Genomic DNA, 17,430 nt, shown 5'->3' with positions numbered 1-17,430 from the left:
TCATCCGCTATGTCGGCCTGACAAAGGCCCGCGCCCAAGTCCTGATGGCCGCCATCGCCTTCAACCTGCGCCGCTGGACCGCACTCACCGCGACCTGAGCGGAGGCTTCCAGGGGCTCACTGCGTCTGCAGTCTGGAAAAAAGCCCCCTCCGCCCGGCAAAAGAGCCTCCAGAGTGGCTCATCAGCCTTTCGGCCGCCCGTCCGCCACCTCAACCTCGACGATCCGCCGTTTTAAGCAACACGCCCGCAGGGGGAGAAGGACCTAGACTTTCGTCCGGCCGCCCTGGCCCAAGAACCCGACGACCAGGAATTGCAGCAGGGCGCCCATCTCCAGGCCCAGCAGCGAGGCGCCGAGGGCGGCGGCGTCGAAGGTGGCCGAGAAGCCCTCGGGGCCGCCGATCAGCAGCCAGCCCAGCACCGCCCAGACCAGCACCAGCCCCACGGCCGGGCCGATGAAGGCGAGGTTGGCGCGCGGGCCCAGGCGACGGCGGGCGACGACCAGCAGGATGGCGCAGCCGACCAGCTCGATCGCCCGGCCCAGCCAGATCCACGTCGCGCCGGTTTCGGGCAAGGCGGATACGCACAGCACCGTCAGAACGATGGCCAGGCAGCCGATCGTCCAGTAGCGGCGAACGCCGATGGGGCCTTCCTTCACTTGAAGGCGATCAGGCGTGCGGCATGGCCGCACGCACCTGGGCGCGCAGCACGTCGATGGGCGCCAGGCCCGCGTCGGTCTTGAAGTGCCAGTAGGTCCAGCCGTTGCAGGCCGGGGCCGACTGCACCATGGCGCCGATCTTGTGGATCGAGCCGGTCAGGTCGCCGACCGCGATCGAGCCGTCGGGGCGCACCTTGGCCGCGTGGGCGCCCTTGGCGCAGTAGAGGGTGTCGCCCGGGTGCAGCAGGCCGTTCTCGACGATGACGCCGAACGGCACGCGCGGCTCGGCGCGCTTGGAGCCGGTCATCTCCAGGTCCTGGGGCGCGATCGGCGTCACCTGGGCGATGCGGGTCCTGGCGTGCTCGATATATTCGGCCTCGCGCTCGATGCCGATGAACTTGCGGCCCAGGCGCTTGGCGGCCGCGCCCGTGGTGCCCACGCCGAAGAACGGATCCAGGATCACGTCGCCCGGCTTGGTCGTCGACAGGATCACCCGGTAGAGCAGGGCTTCGGGCTTCTGGGTCGGGTGGGCCTTGGACCCGTCGGCGCCCTTGATGCGCTCCTCGCCGGTGCACAGCGGGATGGTCCAGTCCGAGCGCATCTGCACTTCGTCATTGGCCATCTTCAGGGCGTCGTAGTTGAAGGTGTAGCGCTTGGCGTTCTGGCTCTTGGAGGCCCAGATCAGGGTCTCGTGGGCGTTGGCGAAGCGGGTGCCCTTGAAGTTGGGCATCGGGTTGGTCTTGCGCCAGATGACGTCGTTGAGGATCCAGAAGCCCAGGTCCTGCACCGCCACGCCGACGCGGAAGATGTTGTGATAGCTGCCGATCACCCAGATCGCGCCGTCGTCCTTGAGCACGCGGCGGGCGGCCTTCAGCCACTCGCGGGTGAACTTGTCGTAGGCGGCGAAGCTCTCGAACTGGTCCCAGTGGTCGTCGACCGCGTCGACCTTGGAATTGTCCGGGCGCAGCAGGTCGCCGCCGAGTTGAAGGTTGTAGGGCGGATCGGCGAAGATCAGGTCGACCGACTTTTCGGGCAGGGCGTTCATCGCCTCGATGCAATCGCCCTGAATGATGGTTTCCGGCCCGAACGACATGTCCGCTTCCTTGCAAAACACCCAACGGAATCATGGAGTCCCGTGGTTACCCGGGAATGAACGGTCATGGTTAGCCACTGGTTAATCGCGATTCGAAAAGCGGTTAACAGTGCTTGATGTTCTGCAAATGTTCTCTATCGTGAACTCGACCGAGGCGCGAAATGCGCGGGCGCTGTGGAAACCTTGGGGGAGGTGAAGGGGCATGGCGCTGATCCGTGGGTTCATCGCGTCCAGCCTCGACGGCCGGGTCGCCGACGCCGGCGGCGGGGTCGAATGGCTGGCGCCGTTCCGCAAGGTGGACCCCGGCTACGGCGCCTTCATCGACCTCGTCGGCACGGTGGTCATGGGGCGCACGACCTACGACCAGATTCCCAGCCTCGGCATGGGCTGGCCCTATGCCGGCAAGCGCGGCTTCGTCGTCACTTCGCGGCGGGGCGATCCGGTGCAGCGGGGCGTGAAGTTCTGGCGCGAGGGCGTGCCCGCCCTGGTCGACCGCCTGCGCGGTCTGGAAGACGGGGACGCCTGGGTGGTCGGCGGCCCGGGCCTGCTGGCCGCCTTCGCCGAGGAGGGGGCGCTCGACCGCCTGTCGCTGCTGATCGCGCCGGTGCTGCTGGGCGAGGGGCCGCGATTGTTTCCCGAACGCAGCGGCGCGCCGCGCGGCCTCGTCCTGCGCGGCGCGGCCTCCCTGGCCATGGGCGTGGTGCGGCTGGACTATGAACTGCCGCCGGCCAAGCCGGGGCGAGGCCTGGGGCGGGGAGGTGCGCGGCCGCTCTCATCGCCCGACGGGGCGGAGGCGTGAACGAGCAGCGGATACGTCACGGCGGGGCCATTGCGGATGGCGGCGCCTGTGAGGCAGGGTTGTGGTCATGCGCCTCTCAACCCTCGCCCTCGGGCTCGCGATCGCCGTTTCCGGCCAGGCGGCTTACGCCCAGACGCCTCGGGCCCAGTCGCCTCGGGCCCTGACGCCCCAGGCCCAGGCGTCCCTGGATCAGGCGTCCCAAGACCAGGGGGCCAGCGTCGCCGACGTGCGCGAGGCGGTCGGGCGGATCGCCTTCGACCCTGCGCGCTTCTTTCCCTCGCCCTATGTCTCCGATCGCTCGATCGTGCGGATCACCTATACCGGCGACGACTATGGCTGGCCGGTCTATGCGATCGCGATCGCCGCGGGCTGCGTCGACGGCGAGACGGTCTCCAAGGATCAGTGCGCCGCGCGGCTGAGGGCGCGGATGGTGCGCGCGCCAGCCCCGGAGGGCATGACCCGGCCGCGCCAGCGCGGGGTGCGCCTGGTCAGCCAGCTGGTCGAGCGCAAGGCGACCTCGCCCGACCAGATCCGTGCGGCCCTGGGCCAGATCGGGCCCGAATGGGTCGAGGCGGACCTGCAGACCTGCCCCGGCGCGACCGAGGCCCTGAAGAAGTCGGCCGAGGCCGCCTGGGTCCCCGACGCAGTCGCCGATCCCAAGCCGTCCGCCGAGCTCAGCCTGGTGCTGCACGCCGACATCGTGAAGGTCGAGATTCAGGACCAGAGGCGGCTGACCACCTATCGCGGCTGGCTGGCCGAGAAGTCGCCGGCGGTCTGGGCCGACGGCCTGGCGACCGCGCTCGACCCGTGCTGGCGCCCGGCGAGCGTCCCGGCGCCTTGGCAAGCCGCCGCGCGCAAGTGATCCGAACCCGCCGCCGAGGCCTCAGTGCGCGGTGAAGCCTCCGTCCACCGGCAAGGCGACGCCGACGACGAAACTCGCCGCGGGGCTGCACAGCCACAGGACGGCGGCGGCGACTTCTTCAGGCCGTCCGAGGCGGGCGATCGGCTGCTCTTTCATGATCCCGGCCATGGCCTCGGTCTGCCCCGCGAGCATGTCCTGAACCATCGGCGTATCGATGACGCCGGGGCAGACGGCGTTGATGCGGATTCCGCGCGGCGCATACTCGACGCCCGCGCTCTTGGTCATGCCTAGAACGGCGTGCTTGGCGCCGTGATAGGCGGCGCGCTCGGGCAGGCCGACCAGGCCGCCCAGGGACGAGCAGTTAACGATCGCGCCCGAGCCCTGCTGCCGCATCACCCTCAGTTCGTGCTTCATGCACGCCCACACGCCGCGCTGATTGACGGCGGTGACCCGCTCGAAATTGTCGAGCGGCTCGAAGGCGGCGTCGGACGGCGGAACCTGGATGCCGGCGTTGTTGAACGCCATGTCGAGGCGCCCGTATTCGGCCACCGCCCGATCGATCGCCGCCGCGGCCTGGGCTTCGTCCGAGACGTCGCAGGCCAGGCCGATCGCCTGGCCGCCTTGCTCGACGATGCGCCCGGCCTCCCGCTCGGCCAGCGCGCCGTCGAGGTCGACCAGCACCACCGACGCGCCGGCGGCGGCGAACGCCCGGGCGGTCGCCAGCCCCATGCCCTTGGCCGCGCCGGTCACCAGCGCCACCTGGCCCTTGAAGTCGTAGATCGGGTTCATTCGGGGCTCCGCGTCGCGTTGCTGAACGTCGCCACGACGACTGGCCTGGCGCCGGCCGTCCGTGAATGCGACGGGGACACAGCTACTGCATGCCATTGCTCGCGATTAGGCTCATATATTGCAACAGACTACTGAACCATTTTCATTAGTTTGCCCCTCACGCGTACGCCGCCCAGCCTCGCCAGGTGAAGGCCGCGTAGAACAGGGTCACGTCGGTGAAGCCGGCCTCGCGCAATATGGCCTCGTCTTCATCGGGGCTCAGCATGTTGACGCTGGCCGACACGGCGTCGCGGGCGCCCCTGGCCTGCACCGGATCGAAGCCGGAGGCGATGGCGAAGGCGGCATAGCGGTCAAGCCAGGCGTCGCGCTGGGCGGGGTCCTGCGGAAAGCTGCCGTGAGCGGCCACGAACGGCGCGCCGGGCTTCAGCCGCCGGCGGATCTCGCGCTCGGTGCGCAGGCGTTCGTCGCGCCCCAGAAAATGCAGGGTCAGCAGGCAGGTCGCCGCATCGAAATCGCGCTCGGCCACGTCCTCGACATAGCCCTCGACCAGCTCGACCCGGTCGTTCAGCGGCCCCAGCAGGCGCTGCGCGCCGCGCAGCATCTCGGCGGCGGGGTCGACGCCCACGAAGGTCCAGCCTGGGTGTGCTTCAGCGAGGGCCTTCAGCTCCAGCCCGCCGCCGGCCCCGACCACCAGCACGCGGGCGTTGTTAGGCGCACGCTCGGCCAGCATCACCCCGCACATCCGGTGCAGGTCGTGGAAGCCCGGCACGAAGCGCGGCGGCCCCTCGGCGTAGCGGGCCACGGCCGCCGGGTCGGAGAAGGCGGCCAGGAAGTGCTTGGATCCGTCGTCGGTTCGCATGGGCAGGGCTCCGCCATGGTCGACGCCCGCCGGCCGGTCGTCGTTCATGTAACTTTATATGTTGCGAGAATCGCGGGGCTGCAAGAGGGGCCTGTTCGGCCTTAGGGTGGCGCCAACCAACAACGGAGGGAGCGCCATGAGCCTCTCGGGCAAGACGCTGTTCATCACCGGGGCCAGCCGGGGCATCGGCCTTTCCATCGCGCTGCGGGCCGCGCGCGACGGGGCCAATGTGGTGGTCGCGGCCAAGACCGCCGACCCGCACCCCAAGCTGCCGGGCACCATCTACACCGCCGCCGACGAGATCGCTGCGGCCGGCGGCCAGGCCCTGCCGCTGGTGGTCGACGTACGCGACGAGGCCAGCGTGCAGTCGGCCGTCGACCAGGCGGTCGAGCGCTTCGGCGGCATCGACATCCTGGTCAACAACGCCTCGGCGATCTCGCTGACCGGCACGCTGTCGACCGACATGAAGCGCTACGACCTGATGCACCAGGTCAATACGCGCGGCACGTTCCTGACGTCGAAGGCCTGCATTCCGCACCTGAAGAAGGCGGCCAACCCGCACGTGCTGATGCTGTCGCCGCCGCTCGACATGAGCCCGCGGTGGTTCGGCGGCCACGTGGCCTACACCATGGCCAAGTTCGGCATGTCGATGTGCGTGCTGGGCATGGCCAAGGAGTTCGAGGCTGACGGCGTCGCCTTCAACGCCCTGTGGCCGCGCACCGGCATCGCCACCGCCGCCATCCAGTTCGCCCTGACCGGCGAGGAGGGCCTGCGCCACTGCCGCACCCCCGAGATCATGGCCGACGCCGCCCACGCGATCTTCGAAAAGCCCTCGCGGGGGTTCACCGGCCAGTTCCTGATCGACGACACGTTCCTCTATGGCGAGGGCGTGCGCGACTTCGACAAGTACCGCGTCGACCCCACCGCCAGCCTGATGCCCGACTTCTTCGTGCCGGAAGACAGCGAGCCGCCGCCGGGAGTGGTGATCGGTTAGCTCTCGACCCACCACCCGTAAAATCCCCGCGAAAGCGGGGACCTAGGCTTTTTCTGGAGTCCAGGACGCTCGACGACAAAACACCTGGGTCCCCGCTTTCGCGGGGATTTTACGGGGGAAGGCCCGGGTAAGAAGGCTCACCGCTTCTTCCGCCCCGCCACGGCCAGGGCCAGCCGCGCCCACTCCACCAGCAGGTCCGGATCGTCCATGGCCTCGGCCGGGGCGCTCCAGTAGGCCATGGGCTTGCCCTCGCCGAAGGGGTCGAAGGCGTGGCTTCCGGCGGCCTCGAACTGGGGTTTGAGCTGCGCGTCGCCTTTCAGGTAGAGGGTGTCGTCGTCGAGGATCGCGAAGAACAGGCCGTTCGCGTAGAGACCGACGCCGCCGAACATCCGCTTGGGTTTGAGCTGTCCCACCGGGGCCAGCTGCTCCAGCACGAATTCCAGAAAGTCTTCCGAGACCGCCATGCCCGTCACCGTCCGTTCCGCCGCGCCCGCCGACGCCGCCCTGATCCTGTCGCTCGTCCGCGACCTGGCGGAATACGAGAAGCTGCTGCACGAGGTGGAGGCCACGCAAGCCCACATCGAGGCCGCCCTGTTCGGCGATGCGCCCAAGGCGTTCTGCGACATCGCGCTGCTCGATGGCGAGCCGGTGGGGATCGCCATCTGGTTCTACAACTACTCGACCTTCGTGGGCCGCCACGGCATCTATCTGGAAGACCTGTTCGTGCGGCCGGCCGCGCGCGGCGCGGGCGCTGGCAAGGCGCTGCTGGCCAATCTGGCCCGCCGCTGCATCGCCGAGAACCTGGGCCGGCTGGAATGGGCGGTGCTCGACTGGAACGCCCCCTCGATCGCGTTCTATGACAGCCTCGGCGCGGCGGCGATGGACGAGTGGACCGTGCGCCGGATGACCGGCGAGGCGTTGGAGCGGCTGGCCCAGGCCTGAGGCCTATTCCAGCCGGTCCGCCTTGCGCAGCGCGGGGAACAGCCAGGCCCACAGGCCGGTGACGCCGATGGCGCCGATGCCCCCGAACACCGCCGCGCCGACGGGGCCCAGCAGCCAGGCGACCGCGCCGCTCTCGACCTCGCCCAATTCGTTGGAGGCGCTGATGAACACGCCCGAGACGGCCGAGACCCGACCGCGCATGGCGTCGGGCGTGACCAGCTGCACCAGGGTCTGGCGGACATAGACCGACAGCATGTCGGCCCCGCCCAGGATCGCCAGGGCGCCGACCGACAGCCAGACCAGCTTGGACAGGCCAAAGACGACGGTGGCCGCGCCGAACACGGCCACGCCCGCGAACATGATCCGGCCGGCGTGGCGGCGGATCGGGTTGCTGGCCAGGTAGATCGCCACCGCCGTCGCCCCGATGGCCGGCGAGGCGCGCAGCAGGCCAAAGCCGCCGGGACCGATGTGCAGCACGTCGCGGGCGAACACCGGCAAGAGGGCCGTGGCCCCGCCCAGGATCACCGCGAACAGGTCCAGCGAGATCGAGCCGAAGACGATCTTGTTGTTCCACACATAGGCCAGCCCCTCCTGGATCAGCTCCAGGCGCGAGCCCGGCTGTGCCACGGGGGTGGTCGATTTGCGGATCGCCGACAGCAGGACCAGGCCGACGACATAGAGGACGGCGGCGCCGCCGAAGGCCAGGCCCGCCGAGTGCACCAGCAACAGGCCGCCCAGCGCCGGGCCGGCGATCGAGGCGCTCTGCCAGGCCAGCGAGTTCCAGGCGATGGCGCGCGGCAGCAGCGGGCGCGGCACCAGCATCGGCCCCATGGCGCTGACGGCCGGCGACATGAAGGCCCGGCTGGCTCCGAAGAACACCGCCATGGTGAAGATCGGCCACAGGGCATGGATGCCGCGCACGGCCATGAACAGCAGGACCAGCACGCTGATGGTGTCTACGCCCAGGGTGATCATGGCGATGTGCTTGCGGCTGCGACGGTCGGCGGTCTCGCCGGCGATCAGTGTCAGCAGGAACAGCGGCACGAACTGCGCCAGGCCGATCATGCTGACCATGAAGGCCGACTCGCCGACCGACATGGTCTGGCGGGCGATGGCGTAGACCTGCCAGCCCAGGGCCACGGCCTGGATCTGCACGCCCAGGGTGCCGACGAACCGCGCCCCCCAGAACATCAGGTAGTCGCGCTCGCGCAGCAGGGCGCGGGTCGAGGTGTCGGGATCGGCGGGGAGGGCGGCGGGGTCTGACATTTCGGCGCGGACCCTGCTCCTTGAGACGAAGCGTCGCAATCGCGTTTGTCTCATAGGTGCGTCGATTTCGTTGACGCGGGGGTCATAGCGCCCTATGCCGCGCGCCTCTGCCACGGGGAGAGCGCCGCCGATGCGACGCCAACGACGAACCTGCGCCGCGCGGACCGCCGTCCGCGCCTAAAGCCACCCCGGGAACGGCGGCCGTCGCGGCCGCGTCACGCGCCGGGGATAAATCCCCTGTTCGCACCCGGATCCCCGTCGTTCATGACCGCTTCCTCCGCCGTTCTCGTTCCGCAAGACGCCCCCTCGATCGAGATCGAGGCCGCCCATCACGCCGCCGCCGTCGAGGCGCTGGTCGATCGCGCCTTCGGCCCGGGCCGCTTCGCCAAGTCGTCCGAGCGGCTGCGCGAGGGCAATCACAAGCTCGACGCCTGCTCGTTCGTGGCGCTGCGCGGACGGACGGTGATCGGCAGCGTGCGGCTATGGCCGGTGTCGATCGGCGGCAAGCCCGCCGCATTCCTGGGGCCGCTGGCCGTCGATTCCGAGCAGCGCAGCGCAGGCCTGGGCCAGGCCCTGGTCGAGGCCGCCTGCCAGGCTGCCGGGGAGGCCGGCTGGAGCGCCGTGCTGCTGGTCGGCGACGCTCCTTACTTCAGCCGCATCGGCTTTTCGGCTGCTCCGGCCGCCAAGGTCGTCATGCCCGGCCCGGCCGACCAGCGTCGCGTGCTGCTGAAGGCCCTAGTCCCCGGCGGCGACGAGGGCTTCGAGGGCCGCGTCGCGGTTCCCTGAACCGCATCGCTTGAGCCCGGCGCGCGCATGACCTAACTGAGGTCCATGCCCGCGGACACAGCCAGAACCGGACTCGACGGCGTCGCCCAGGCCGCCAAAGCGGCCGGCGGCAAGGGCCTGCCGCCCGTGCACCTGTGGAACCCGCCGCACTGCGGCGACATCGACATCCGCATCGCCAGGGACGGGGTCTGGTTTCACGAGGGCGCGCCGATCGGCCGCGAAGCCCTGGTGCGGCTGTTCTCGACCATCCTGCGGCGCGACCCCGACGGCTTTCACCTGGTCACCCCGGTGGAGAAGATGAAGATCACGGTCGAGGACGCTCCGTTCATCGCCGTGCGCGTCGATCGCGACGGCGAGGCCCTGCGCTTCGTCACCAATGTCGGCGACGAGGTCGAGGCTGGTCCCGATCACGCCATTCGCGTCGAGGAGGACCCAGCCACCGGCGAGCCGCGCCCCTATCTGCACGTGCGCCGGGGGCTGGAGGCGCTGATCGCCCGGCCGGTGTTCTACGAACTGGTCGAGATGGCGAGCGAGCGCGACACCCCGGAGGGCCCGCGCTTCGGCGTCGCCTCCAACGGCGCCTGGTTCCCAGTGGGGCCTGTCTTCGGTGACCGGGCATGATCCCCCAGTGCAACGCGGCCGCCCGGCGGGACTTCATCAGGAGCCGGCTCGACCCGATCGAGGCCTATGATCCCAGCCTGAAGAACGACTGGCGCTCGGACTTCGACCTCAATCCGGGGATGAAGATCGACAATCCCCACGCCCTGCGCCCGGCCGCCGTGCTGATCGGCCTGGTGCAGAGGCCAGGCAGCCTGAACGTCATCCTCACCCGCCGGTCCGACACCCTGCGCAGCCACACCGGCCAGATCGCCTTTCCCGGCGGCCGCTGCGATCCGGGCGAGACGCCGTGGGGCACGGCCCTGCGCGAGGCCAACGAAGAGGTCGGCCTTGATCCCCGCTTCGTCGAGGTGGCCGGGCTGATCCAGGGCTATGCGACGGTGACCGGCTTTCACGTCACGCCCGTGGTCGGGTTCGTCGATCCCGACTGCGAGCTGGTGGCCAATCCCGACGAGGTGGCCGACGTCTTCGAGACGCCGTTCGACTTCCTGATGGATCCGGCCAACCACCAGCGCCAGCATCGCGACACCCCCACCGGCCGCCGGTTCTTCTACGCCATGCCGTGGAACGAGCGGTTCATCTGGGGGGCGACGGCGGGCATGCTGCGGGCGCTGTACGAGCGGCTGCACCCCGAGAGCGCGACGGTCGAGGCGTAAGCCTCCGACAGTTGGGGACGAGCGCGTTTCGGCACTTGGCGCGAGCGTCCATTCCCTGAAATAGTCGTTTGAAAGCAGGACGTCCGCTCGCGCCAACGGGCGGCGGCCTGCCGTTGCGTAAAGGGGGATGTCGCGTGGAAACCCAGACCATCGGCCGGCCGCCGTGGATGGCATGGCCCGAGACCAAGGCGGTGATCGCCGCCCTGGAGGCCAAGGGCCGTCCGGGCTGCGCCCGCTTCGTCGGCGGCTGCGTGCGCAACACCCTGATGAACAAGCCGGTCGACGATATCGACATCGCCACCACGCTCACGCCCGACCAGGTGATCGAGGCCCTGGGCGAGGCGGGGCTGAAGGCCATTCCCACCGGCGTCGACCACGGCACGGTCACGGCCGTCTCCGGCAAGATCCCGTTCGAGATCACCACCCTGCGCCGCGACGTCTCCACCGACGGCCGCCGGGCGGTGGTGGCCTTCACCCACGCCTGGGAAGAGGACGCCCAGCGCCGCGACTTCCGCTTCAACGCCCTCTATGTCGACGGCGAGGGCCGGCTGTACGATCCCACCGGCCAGGGCGTGCAGGACGCCAGGGACGGCAAGGTGGTGTTCGTCGGCGAGCCGATGACCCGCATCCGCGAGGACTACCTGCGCATCCTGCGCTTCTTCCGCTTCCAGGCCTGGTACGGCAAGGGCGAGCCCGACCAGAAGGCCCTGGCCGCCTGCAAGGCGCTTAAAGGCCTGGTCTCGGGCCGCGCCGCCGAGCGCACCCAGAAGGAAATCCTGAAACTGCTGGCGGCCGAGGATCCCCGTCCGGCCCTGCGGCTGATGGCGGCCACCGGCGTGCTGGCGGCGATCCTGCCGTTCGTGAAGTCCCTGGCGCGCCTCGACGGCCTGGTCGCCATCGAGACCGAGCAGCTGTTCGAGAACGACGTCGAGCTGCGGCTGGCCGCCCTGATCCCCGACGACGCCGTGCTGGCCCGGGAGCTGGCCGAGCGCCTGCGCCTTTCGAACGCCCTGAAGGACCGGCTGATCGAGGCGGTCGGGACCTCGCCGCGCATCGTCTCGTGGATGAGCCCGCGCGAGGCCCGCCGCGCCGTCTACGCCCTTGGCCTGCGCACCTTCACCGACCGGGTGAAGCTGGCCTGGGCCGGCTCGACCCGCCTGGCCGCCACCTCGCAGTGGCGCGCCCTGCTGGCCCTGGCCGAGAACTGGGACCCGCCGAGCTTCCCGATGACCGGCGCGGAAGTCATGCGCGCCGGCGTGCCCAAGGGCCCGCTGGTCGGCGAGGTGATGCGCGAGGTCGAGATCTGGTGGATCGACCAGGACTTCATCGAAGACAAGCTGTCGGTGATCGAGCGCCTGAAGGCGGTGGTCCAGGGCATGGTGGTTTGAGGCTGGCTCTGCCGGTCGCGATCCTGGTCGCGCTGCTGACGGGGCAGGCGGCGCTGGCCGACGCCAAGCCCCCTCCCAAGCCCGACTACGTGGCCAAGGGCGAGGCCGCCCAGGCCGTCAGCCGCAAGGTCCGCCACCACGACGTTCAACCCTTCGCCGCGCTCGACGAGACCGCGCCGCTCGGCCGCGCCTGGTCGTCGAGCAGCTTCTACGCCCTGCGCGACGACACGGGCGGCCGTCGCTGGGTGGTTCGCCGGGCGTGGGGAAACCTGTCGGGCGCCGGCGGCCTGGTCTGGGCCGACTCCCGCACCTGCCCGGCCGTGGCCGCGATGCTGAAGGGCATGGAGGCCCTGACCCTGCGTCCCGACGTGCCGGGCCTGGGCGCCGAAGACCTCAAGCCGCCCTCGACCGACCCGGGCCTCTACGCGTTCTGGAGCTACCAGGCGGTCAGCGAAGGCGGCGGCTGGATCATGGGTCTTAGCGCCACCGGCGACCACGCCTCGCCCCTGGCGCGCTGGTGGAACGTCGCCGGCCGGGAGCTCGCCAAGTGCTGGACCGAGCAGGAGCCGGGTTAGGGACGTCCATGGCCCAGCTTGCGTCCTCCGCGCGGGTTCGCAACTGAACGGATCGCCCCTCCGCTCGTTACCTTTCCGGAGCTGAGCTTTGGGGGAGGGCGCCGGATTGACGCTGCAGCAGGGACTGTCGTTCGGTCTGGTCGGCGCCACGGTGCTGTGCTTCATCTGGGGCCGCTGGCGCTACGACCTGATCGCCGTGGGCGCCCTGGCCGTAGGCGTCGTCTCGGGGCTGATCCCGCTGAAAAGCGCCTTCGAGGGCTTTTCCAACGACATCGTCATCATCATCGCCAGCGCCCTTGTGCTGAGCGCGGCGGTATCGCGCTCGGGCATCGTCGACACCCTGATGGCCCCGCTGCTGCCCCGCCTGAAGACCGCCCGCAGCCAGGCGCCGGTGCTGGCGGCGATCACGGCGGTGCTGTCGATGGCCACCAAGAACGTCGGGGCCCTGGCCCTGATGATGCCCTCGGCCCTGCGGCTGGCCAGGAACACCGGCGTGCCGGCCTCGCGCATCCTGATGCCGATGTCGTTCGGCTCGCTGGTCGGGGGGCTGGCCGTGCTGGTCGGCACCTCGCCCAATATCATCGTCTCGGAGGTGCGGCAGGAAGCGCTGGGCAAGCCGTTCGCCATGTTCGACTTCATGCCCGTGGGCGCGGCCCTGACGGTGATGGCCATCGGCTACCTGGCCTTCGCCTATCGCCTGCTGCCGGCCGGCCGCCAGGCGGCGGTCGATATCGACGCGGCCCTGGCCGCCAACGCCTATGTCACCGAGGTCGAGATCCCCGAGGGCTGGACCTTCGAGCAGGACCGGGTCGGCGACTTGCGGCGCGCGGCCGAAGACGCCGTGGCGGTGGTGGCAATACTGCGCGGCCGCGAGCGGGTCGCCTCGCCGCACGTCAACCGCAAGATCCGGCCCGGCGACGTGCTGCTGCTGGAGGGCCAGCAGCAGGCGCTGAACGAGCTGATCGTCAAGGCGCACCTGCGCCTGTCCGACGCCAAGCGGCCGGTGGTGATGGACGAGCCGACCGATGAGGTGCGGGTGGTCGAGGCGGTGATCGGCGCCGAAAGCGACCTGATCGGCAAGACCGCTAAGGGCCTGGCCCTGAACGAGACCTACGGCGTCAACCTGCTGGGCGTCAGCCGCGCGGGCTATCGGCTGGCCGGGCGCCTGGCGACCATCCGCATGAAGGCCGGCGACATCCTCGTGCTGCAGGGCGGCGAGCAGCAGCTGCCCGGCGCCCTGCAGGCCCTGGGTTGCCTGCCGCTGGCCGAGCGCGAGGTGCGGCTGGGCGGGGTGCGCCACGCCCTTCTTCCCGCCGCCATACTGGCGGGCGCCATGGCCCTGGTGGCGCTGGGCGTGCTGCCGGTGGCGGCCGGCTTCTTCGCCGCCGCCGTGCTGGTGGTGGCCACCGGCGCCCTGCGCATGCGCGAGGCCTACGCCTCGCTGGAGGGGCCGGTGCTGGTGCTGGTGGCGGCGATGATCCCGGTCAGCGACACCATCCAGAAGAGCGGCGGCACCGACCTGATCGCCGCCTGGCTGTCGGGCGCCTTCGACGGCATGCCGCCGCTTCTGACCCTGACGGCGATGATGGCGGTGGCGATGCTGGCCACGCCCTTCCTCAACAACGCAGCCACCGTGCTGATCGTCGCCCCGATCGGCCTGGGCCTGGCCGAGCGCCTGGGCCTCAGTCCCGATCCGTTCCTGATGGCCGTGGCGGTGGGCGCCGGCTGCGACTTCCTCACCCCCGTCGGACACCAGTGCAACACCCTGGTGCTGGGGCCCGGCGGCTACCGGTTCGGCGACTACGCCCGGCTGGGCGCGCCGCTGTCCCTGCTGATCCTGCTGGCGGCGCCGGGCCTGATCGCGCTGGTCTGGCCGCTCGCTTCGCGTTGAGGCGCTTGCGAAGCCGCCCAACCTCCGATCTAGTCGCCTCCATCGCGAAGGCTGACGAGGGGCGTACTCGGATGGCGACGGGCACTGTGCTGTGGTTCGACACCGCCAAGGGCTTTGGCTACATCGCGCCCGATGGCGACGATGGGGCCGAGATCCGGGTCAATGCGGTCGCGGTCGAGCGGGCGGGGCTGCCGCCGCTCGAGGACGGCCAGATCATCGCCTACGAGCTGGAACGCGACCCGTTCAGCGGCCAGATGGTGGCGGGCAAGCTGCGGGCTTGAGTTCACCTTAAGTCGTCATCGCGGCCGGACGCCCGCGAAGGCGGGCGGTGGAGCCGGGACCCAGGGGCCGGCGCAATGCGTCGGCTACCGCTGGGGCGGGAACCCATGCGCCGAGCCCAGTCTCCTGGGTCCCGGATGAGCGCTGCGCGCTTTCCGGGATGACGCGCGGGTGGGGGAGGCGGCTCAGCGCAGCTCGAAATAGGCCGTGCCGTCGCCCTCCGTGTGGGCGACGATGGCGATCTGGTGTTCGGTGCCGTCGTCGAGGGTCAGGCGGGCGTCGCCGGCCCGGAAGGCCTGGCGCATGGCCTCGGGCTCGCCCGTAAGGCTGCCCTTGCCGGAGCGGCGGCCCGCCGGGCCGCTGGACACCAGCAGCGAGAAGGCGATCTCCTGGCTCTGGCGGGCGATGGTCAGGGCGCCTTGGCCCGTACGCGGAACGGCTGAACTTTTACGCATATGAAGGGAACGCTCAGCTTGGCCGTTCGCTCCATAGTCTCTGGACCTTTCCTCCCGAACACGGCGAAGATTAGGAACACAGAGGCGTTCGCCAGCGCTTTTACCGCAGGATGGTCGCGCCTGCCCGGAGCGCCGGGCCGACGTTCGCCGGGGCGGTCTATCTACGAAGGGGAGCCGCATGGCCCGCAAGCCGAACTACAATTTCGAACGCCAGGAACGCGAGCGCCAGAAGGCCGCCAAGGCTGCCGAAAAGGCCGCGGAGAAAGCCGCCGCCAAGGCCGCCAAGCGCGTTGACGAGGGTGAGCCCTCGCCCGAATAGGCGCCTTACTTCTTTTCCGGGTTCCGGACCGACGGGCCTTCCATCTTGGAGGTGTCGGTGTTGATGGCCGGCAGGTCGGGCCGGCGGCCCGTCAGGGTCTCGATCGGATAGATCGTGGCGCACTTGAGCCACTTGCCGGCCCAGGCGCCGCCGCGCGCCTCGCACTTCGCCTTCGGCCAGACCCACAGATAGTGGTAGCCGAACACGCCGACGATGCTGGCGAGGAAGATTCCGATGAAGATGATCTTCAGGCGGTTGATGTTGCGGTTCATGGCGGCGTCTTAAGCACCGGCCGCGCTATGTGGCTAGTCCCATTTCGCGGGCGCCATTGGCGGGAGGGAGCGCGCGGGGCGCTGACGGCTCGCGAAAGGTGTCGTACATTTGTTTGAATGATCCTTGAAAAAGCGCATTACGCTTACGTCAGGGGAAACTTGCAAACCTGGGAGGACGCGCTAAGTCGATTGTCCAAGCAGGGGAAACCTCGAAAGAGAAGCAGCCAGGAGGCGGCGTAGACCGATGAAGGTTCTGGTCCCGGTCAAACGGGTTATCGATTACAACGTGAAGGCTCGGGTGAAAGCCGACCAGACGGGCGTCGACCTGGCGAACGTCAAGATGTCGATGAATCCGTTCTGCGAGATCGCGGTCGAAGAGGCCGTGCGCCTCAAGGAAAAGGGCGTGGCGACCGAGGTGGTCATCGTCTCGATCGGCCCCGCGCAAGCCCAGGAAACCATCCGCACGGCCCTGGCCATGGGCGGCGACCGCGGCATCCTGATCACCAGCGACGCCGACCTCGAGCCGCTGGCCGTGGCCAAGCTGCTGAAGGCCGTGGTGGCCGAAGAGCAGCCGGGCCTGGTGCTGATGGGCAAGCAGGCCATCGACGGCGACAACAACGCCGTGGGCCAGATGCTGTCGGCCCTGCTCGACTGGCCGCAGGCGACCTTCGCCTCGGCGGTGGAGATCGCCGGTTCGACCGCCAAGGTCACCCGTGAAGTCGACGGCGGCCTGCAGACGCTCGACGTCGACCTGCCGGCCGTGATCACCGCCGACCTGCGCCTGAACGAGCCGCGCTACGCGTCTTTGCCCAACATCATGAAGGCCAAGAAGAAGGAAATCGCGCAGAAGACCGTCGCCGACTACGGCGTCGACGTCGCTCCGCGCCTGACCGTCGTCAAGGTCACCGAGCCGGCCAAGCGCTCGGCCGGCATCAAGGTCGAGTCGGCCGCCGACCTCGTCTCCAAGCTCACGACCGCGGGGGTGCTGTAATGGCCGTTCTCGTCATCGCCGATAACGACAACGCGCACCTGCGCGACGGCACCAACAAGACCGTCACCGCCGCCCTGAAGCTGTCGGGCGACGTCGATGTGCTGGTCCTGGGCAAGGGCGCGCAGGCCGTGGCCGACGCCGCCGCCAAGATCGCCGGCGTCCGCAAGGTGCTGCTGGCCGAAAGCGACGCCCTGGGTCACGGCATCGCCGAAGCCCAGGCCGACGCCGTCCTGGCGCTCGCCGGCGGCTACGACGCGATCCTCGTCCCGGCCACCGCCGGCGGCAAGAACTTCGCCCCGCGCATCGCCGCCAAGCTCGACGTCGCCCCGATCAGCGACATCGTCGAAGTGGTCTCGGCCGACACCTTCGTGCGTCCGATCTACGCCGGCAACGCGCTGGAGACCGTCCAGTCGTCCGACGCCAAGAAGGTGATCACCGTGCGTCCGACCGCCTTCGCGGCGGCCGGCGAGGGCGGTTCGGCCGCCGTCGAGAGCGTCTCGGGCGCCGATGCGGCCAAGACCCGCTTCGTCAGCGAAGAGATGGTCAAGTCCGACCGTCCCGAATTGGCCGCGGCCAAGATCGTCGTCTCGGGCGGTCGCGCCATGGGCTCGGCCGAAGAGTTCCAGGCGGTCATCGAGCCCCTGGCCGACAAGCTGGGCGCCGCCGTCGGCGCCAGCCGCGCCGCCGTCGACGCGGGCTACGCCCCGAACGACTATCAGGTCGGCCAGACCGGCAAGGTCGTCGCTCCGGCCCTCTACATCGCCGTGGGCATCTCGGGCGCCATCCAGCACCTGGCCGGCATGAAGGACTCCAAGGTGATCGTCGCGATCAACAAGGACGCCGACGCGCCGATCTTCCAGGTCGCCGACTACGGCCTGGTCGCCGACTACAAGTCGGCCGTGCCGGACCTGATGAGCGCGCTCACCGCCGCCGGCAAATAA

General features: G+C 69.8%; 22 protein-coding genes. 14 read left to right on the top strand and 8 right to left on the bottom strand.

What is annotated here, in order from left to right; all coding sequences use genetic code 11:
- Nucleotides 1–262 precede the first annotated feature (262 nt).
- Both DDF67_RS06915 and DDF67_RS06910 read right to left on the bottom strand, forming a co-directional pair.
- Nucleotides 263–655 (bottom strand): hypothetical protein, encoded by a 393-nt coding sequence (locus DDF67_RS06915; protein WP_109100172.1) that lies wholly within the window; start codon nucleotides 653–655, stop codon nucleotides 263–265.
- A 10-nt stretch (nucleotides 656–665) separates the two neighbouring features.
- Complete coding sequence (locus tag DDF67_RS06910; RefSeq protein WP_109100171.1) at nucleotides 666–1,748, bottom strand: site-specific DNA-methyltransferase; 1,083 nt, start codon at nucleotides 1,746–1,748, stop codon at nucleotides 666–668.
- A gap of 202 nt (nucleotides 1,749–1,950) precedes the next feature.
- Here DDF67_RS06910 and DDF67_RS06905 point away from each other — a divergent pair, with 202 nt between their 5' ends.
- Together DDF67_RS06905 and DDF67_RS06900 are read left to right on the top strand one after the other, a co-directional pair.
- Entirely contained in the window at nucleotides 1,951–2,547 is a 597-nt protein-coding gene (locus DDF67_RS06905; RefSeq protein ID WP_109100170.1) for a dihydrofolate reductase family protein, read from the top strand.
- A 67-nt stretch (nucleotides 2,548–2,614) separates the two neighbouring features.
- On the top strand, nucleotides 2,615–3,409 hold the full coding sequence (locus DDF67_RS06900; RefSeq protein WP_109100169.1) for a hypothetical protein: 795 nt from the start codon (nucleotides 2,615–2,617) through the stop codon (nucleotides 3,407–3,409).
- A gap of 21 nt (nucleotides 3,410–3,430) precedes the next feature.
- Here DDF67_RS06900 and DDF67_RS06895 read toward each other — a convergent pair whose 3' ends face one another.
- The gene (locus tag DDF67_RS06895; RefSeq protein ID WP_109100168.1) at nucleotides 3,431–4,198 is read right to left on the bottom strand and encodes a glucose 1-dehydrogenase; all 768 of its coding nucleotides are present in this window, start codon (nucleotides 4,196–4,198) and stop codon (nucleotides 3,431–3,433) included.
- 157 nt (nucleotides 4,199–4,355) lie between these two features.
- Complete coding sequence (locus DDF67_RS06890) at nucleotides 4,356–5,105, bottom strand: class I SAM-dependent methyltransferase (RefSeq protein ID WP_233247566.1); 750 nt, start codon at nucleotides 5,103–5,105, stop codon at nucleotides 4,356–4,358.
- Between the two features lie 88 nt (nucleotides 5,106–5,193).
- On the opposite strand from DDF67_RS06890, the gene DDF67_RS06885 reads away from it, so the two are divergent.
- Nucleotides 5,194–6,051: an SDR family oxidoreductase gene (locus DDF67_RS06885; RefSeq protein ID WP_109100167.1), complete on the top strand. Its 858-nt coding sequence runs from the start codon at nucleotides 5,194–5,196 to the stop codon at nucleotides 6,049–6,051.
- A 137-nt stretch (nucleotides 6,052–6,188) separates the two neighbouring features.
- Here the strand turns inward: DDF67_RS06885 and DDF67_RS06880 are convergent, their stop codons facing one another.
- Nucleotides 6,189–6,515: a TfoX/Sxy family protein gene (locus DDF67_RS06880; RefSeq protein ID WP_109100166.1), complete on the bottom strand. Its 327-nt coding sequence runs from the start codon at nucleotides 6,513–6,515 to the stop codon at nucleotides 6,189–6,191.
- Between DDF67_RS06880 and DDF67_RS06875 the strand changes: the two genes are divergently transcribed.
- On the top strand, nucleotides 6,514–6,993 hold the full coding sequence (locus DDF67_RS06875; protein WP_109100165.1) for a GNAT family N-acetyltransferase: 480 nt from the start codon (nucleotides 6,514–6,516) through the stop codon (nucleotides 6,991–6,993). The two genes, DDF67_RS06880 and DDF67_RS06875, sit on opposite strands and share 2 nt — an antisense overlap.
- Nucleotides 6,994–6,996: 3 nt before the next feature.
- Here the strand turns inward: DDF67_RS06875 and DDF67_RS06870 are convergent, their stop codons facing one another.
- Nucleotides 6,997–8,259 (bottom strand): MFS transporter, encoded by a 1,263-nt coding sequence (locus tag DDF67_RS06870; protein WP_109100164.1) that lies wholly within the window; start codon nucleotides 8,257–8,259, stop codon nucleotides 6,997–6,999.
- A 264-nt stretch (nucleotides 8,260–8,523) separates the two neighbouring features.
- Between DDF67_RS06870 and DDF67_RS06865 the strand changes: the two genes are divergently transcribed.
- The 7 genes from DDF67_RS06865 to DDF67_RS06835 all read left to right on the top strand — a co-directional run bounded on the left by DDF67_RS06865 (nucleotide 8,524) and on the right by DDF67_RS06835 (nucleotide 14,454).
- The gene (locus DDF67_RS06865; RefSeq protein WP_109100163.1) at nucleotides 8,524–9,045 is read left to right on the top strand and encodes a GNAT family N-acetyltransferase; all 522 of its coding nucleotides are present in this window, start codon (nucleotides 8,524–8,526) and stop codon (nucleotides 9,043–9,045) included.
- Nucleotides 9,046–9,090: 45 nt separating this feature from the next.
- The gene (locus DDF67_RS06860) at nucleotides 9,091–9,666 is read left to right on the top strand and encodes a DUF1285 domain-containing protein (RefSeq protein ID WP_109100162.1); all 576 of its coding nucleotides are present in this window, start codon (nucleotides 9,091–9,093) and stop codon (nucleotides 9,664–9,666) included.
- The gene (locus DDF67_RS06855) at nucleotides 9,663–10,319 is read left to right on the top strand and encodes a CoA pyrophosphatase (protein WP_109100161.1); all 657 of its coding nucleotides are present in this window, start codon (nucleotides 9,663–9,665) and stop codon (nucleotides 10,317–10,319) included. The genes DDF67_RS06860 and DDF67_RS06855 overlap by 4 nt, the downstream gene beginning before the upstream one ends.
- 167 nt (nucleotides 10,320–10,486) lie before the next feature.
- The gene (locus DDF67_RS06850; RefSeq protein ID WP_109100173.1) at nucleotides 10,487–11,707 is read left to right on the top strand and encodes a CCA tRNA nucleotidyltransferase; all 1,221 of its coding nucleotides are present in this window, start codon (nucleotides 10,487–10,489) and stop codon (nucleotides 11,705–11,707) included.
- Nucleotides 11,704–12,282: a hypothetical protein gene (locus tag DDF67_RS06845; RefSeq protein WP_109100160.1), complete on the top strand. Its 579-nt coding sequence runs from the start codon at nucleotides 11,704–11,706 to the stop codon at nucleotides 12,280–12,282. The genes DDF67_RS06850 and DDF67_RS06845 overlap by 4 nt, the downstream gene beginning before the upstream one ends.
- A 106-nt stretch (nucleotides 12,283–12,388) precedes the next feature.
- Nucleotides 12,389–14,173, top strand: coding sequence for an SLC13 family permease (locus DDF67_RS06840; protein WP_109100159.1), 1,785 nt, complete (start codon nucleotides 12,389–12,391; stop codon nucleotides 14,171–14,173).
- Nucleotides 14,174–14,244: 71 nt separating this feature from the next.
- Complete coding sequence (locus DDF67_RS06835) at nucleotides 14,245–14,454, top strand: cold-shock protein (protein WP_058348573.1); 210 nt, start codon at nucleotides 14,245–14,247, stop codon at nucleotides 14,452–14,454.
- Between the two features lie 183 nt (nucleotides 14,455–14,637).
- Here DDF67_RS06835 and DDF67_RS06830 read toward each other — a convergent pair whose 3' ends face one another.
- The gene (locus tag DDF67_RS06830; RefSeq protein WP_109100158.1) at nucleotides 14,638–14,907 is read right to left on the bottom strand and encodes a hypothetical protein; all 270 of its coding nucleotides are present in this window, start codon (nucleotides 14,905–14,907) and stop codon (nucleotides 14,638–14,640) included.
- A gap of 178 nt (nucleotides 14,908–15,085) precedes the next feature.
- Here DDF67_RS06830 and DDF67_RS25710 point away from each other — a divergent pair, with 178 nt between their 5' ends.
- On the top strand, nucleotides 15,086–15,226 hold the full coding sequence (locus DDF67_RS25710; protein WP_199229175.1) for a hypothetical protein: 141 nt from the start codon (nucleotides 15,086–15,088) through the stop codon (nucleotides 15,224–15,226).
- A gap of 5 nt (nucleotides 15,227–15,231) precedes the next feature.
- On the opposite strand, the gene DDF67_RS06825 is transcribed toward DDF67_RS25710, so the two are convergent.
- Entirely contained in the window at nucleotides 15,232–15,498 is a 267-nt protein-coding gene (locus DDF67_RS06825) for a hypothetical protein (protein ID WP_109100157.1), read from the bottom strand.
- Between the two features lie 244 nt (nucleotides 15,499–15,742).
- Between DDF67_RS06825 and DDF67_RS06820 the strand changes: the two genes are divergently transcribed.
- Nucleotides 15,743–16,489 carry an electron transfer flavoprotein subunit beta/FixA family protein gene (locus DDF67_RS06820; RefSeq protein ID WP_109100156.1) on the top strand — a complete coding sequence of 249 codons (747 nt, stop codon included), beginning with the start codon at nucleotides 15,743–15,745 and terminating at the stop codon, nucleotides 16,487–16,489.
- On the top strand, nucleotides 16,489–17,430 hold the full coding sequence (locus tag DDF67_RS06815) for an electron transfer flavoprotein subunit alpha/FixB family protein (RefSeq protein ID WP_109100155.1): 942 nt from the start codon (nucleotides 16,489–16,491) through the stop codon (nucleotides 17,428–17,430). Before DDF67_RS06820 ends, DDF67_RS06815 begins: the two co-directional genes overlap by 1 nt.

The organism is Caulobacter endophyticus, assembly GCF_003116815.1.
GTDB lineage: Bacteria > Pseudomonadota > Alphaproteobacteria > Caulobacterales > Caulobacteraceae > Caulobacter > Caulobacter endophyticus.
The sequence above is the reverse complement of the archived record's forward strand: the minus strand, read 5'-3'. Positions and strand labels throughout refer to the sequence as shown.

Bases quoted from the DNA above. Each gene is read 5' to 3' on its own strand.
- DDF67_RS06900 (WP_109100169.1), top strand. From the start codon at position 2,615: ATGCGCCTCTCAACCCTCGCCCTCGGGCTCGCGATCGCCGTTTCCGGC.
- DDF67_RS06910 (WP_109100171.1), bottom strand. From the start codon at position 1,748: ATGTCGTTCGGGCCGGAAACCATCATTCAGGGCGATTGCATCGAGGCG.
- DDF67_RS06885 (WP_109100167.1), top strand. From the start codon at position 5,194: ATGAGCCTCTCGGGCAAGACGCTGTTCATCACCGGGGCCAGCCGGGGC.
- DDF67_RS06820 (WP_109100156.1), top strand. From the start codon at position 15,743: ATGAAGGTTCTGGTCCCGGTCAAACGGGTTATCGATTACAACGTGAAG.
- DDF67_RS06830 (WP_109100158.1), bottom strand. From the start codon at position 14,907: ATGCGTAAAAGTTCAGCCGTTCCGCGTACGGGCCAAGGCGCCCTGACC.
- DDF67_RS06870 (WP_109100164.1), bottom strand. From the start codon at position 8,259: ATGTCAGACCCCGCCGCCCTCCCCGCCGATCCCGACACCTCGACCCGC.
- DDF67_RS06860 (WP_109100162.1), top strand. From the start codon at position 9,091: ATGCCCGCGGACACAGCCAGAACCGGACTCGACGGCGTCGCCCAGGCC.
- DDF67_RS06865 (WP_109100163.1), top strand. From the start codon at position 8,524: ATGACCGCTTCCTCCGCCGTTCTCGTTCCGCAAGACGCCCCCTCGATC.
- DDF67_RS06855 (WP_109100161.1), top strand. From the start codon at position 9,663: ATGATCCCCCAGTGCAACGCGGCCGCCCGGCGGGACTTCATCAGGAGC.
- DDF67_RS06835 (WP_058348573.1), top strand. From the start codon at position 14,245: ATGGCGACGGGCACTGTGCTGTGGTTCGACACCGCCAAGGGCTTTGGC.
- DDF67_RS25710 (WP_199229175.1), top strand. From the start codon at position 15,086: ATGGCCCGCAAGCCGAACTACAATTTCGAACGCCAGGAACGCGAGCGC.
- DDF67_RS06875 (WP_109100165.1), top strand. From the start codon at position 6,514: ATGCCCGTCACCGTCCGTTCCGCCGCGCCCGCCGACGCCGCCCTGATC.
- DDF67_RS06815 (WP_109100155.1), top strand. From the start codon at position 16,489: ATGGCCGTTCTCGTCATCGCCGATAACGACAACGCGCACCTGCGCGAC.
- DDF67_RS06825 (WP_109100157.1), bottom strand. From the start codon at position 15,498: ATGAACCGCAACATCAACCGCCTGAAGATCATCTTCATCGGAATCTTC.
- DDF67_RS06895 (WP_109100168.1), bottom strand. From the start codon at position 4,198: ATGAACCCGATCTACGACTTCAAGGGCCAGGTGGCGCTGGTGACCGGC.
- DDF67_RS06905 (WP_109100170.1), top strand. From the start codon at position 1,951: ATGGCGCTGATCCGTGGGTTCATCGCGTCCAGCCTCGACGGCCGGGTC.
- DDF67_RS06850 (WP_109100173.1), top strand. From the start codon at position 10,487: ATGGCATGGCCCGAGACCAAGGCGGTGATCGCCGCCCTGGAGGCCAAG.
- DDF67_RS06890 (WP_233247566.1), bottom strand. From the start codon at position 5,105: ATGAACGACGACCGGCCGGCGGGCGTCGACCATGGCGGAGCCCTGCCC.
- DDF67_RS06880 (WP_109100166.1), bottom strand. From the start codon at position 6,515: ATGGCGGTCTCGGAAGACTTTCTGGAATTCGTGCTGGAGCAGCTGGCC.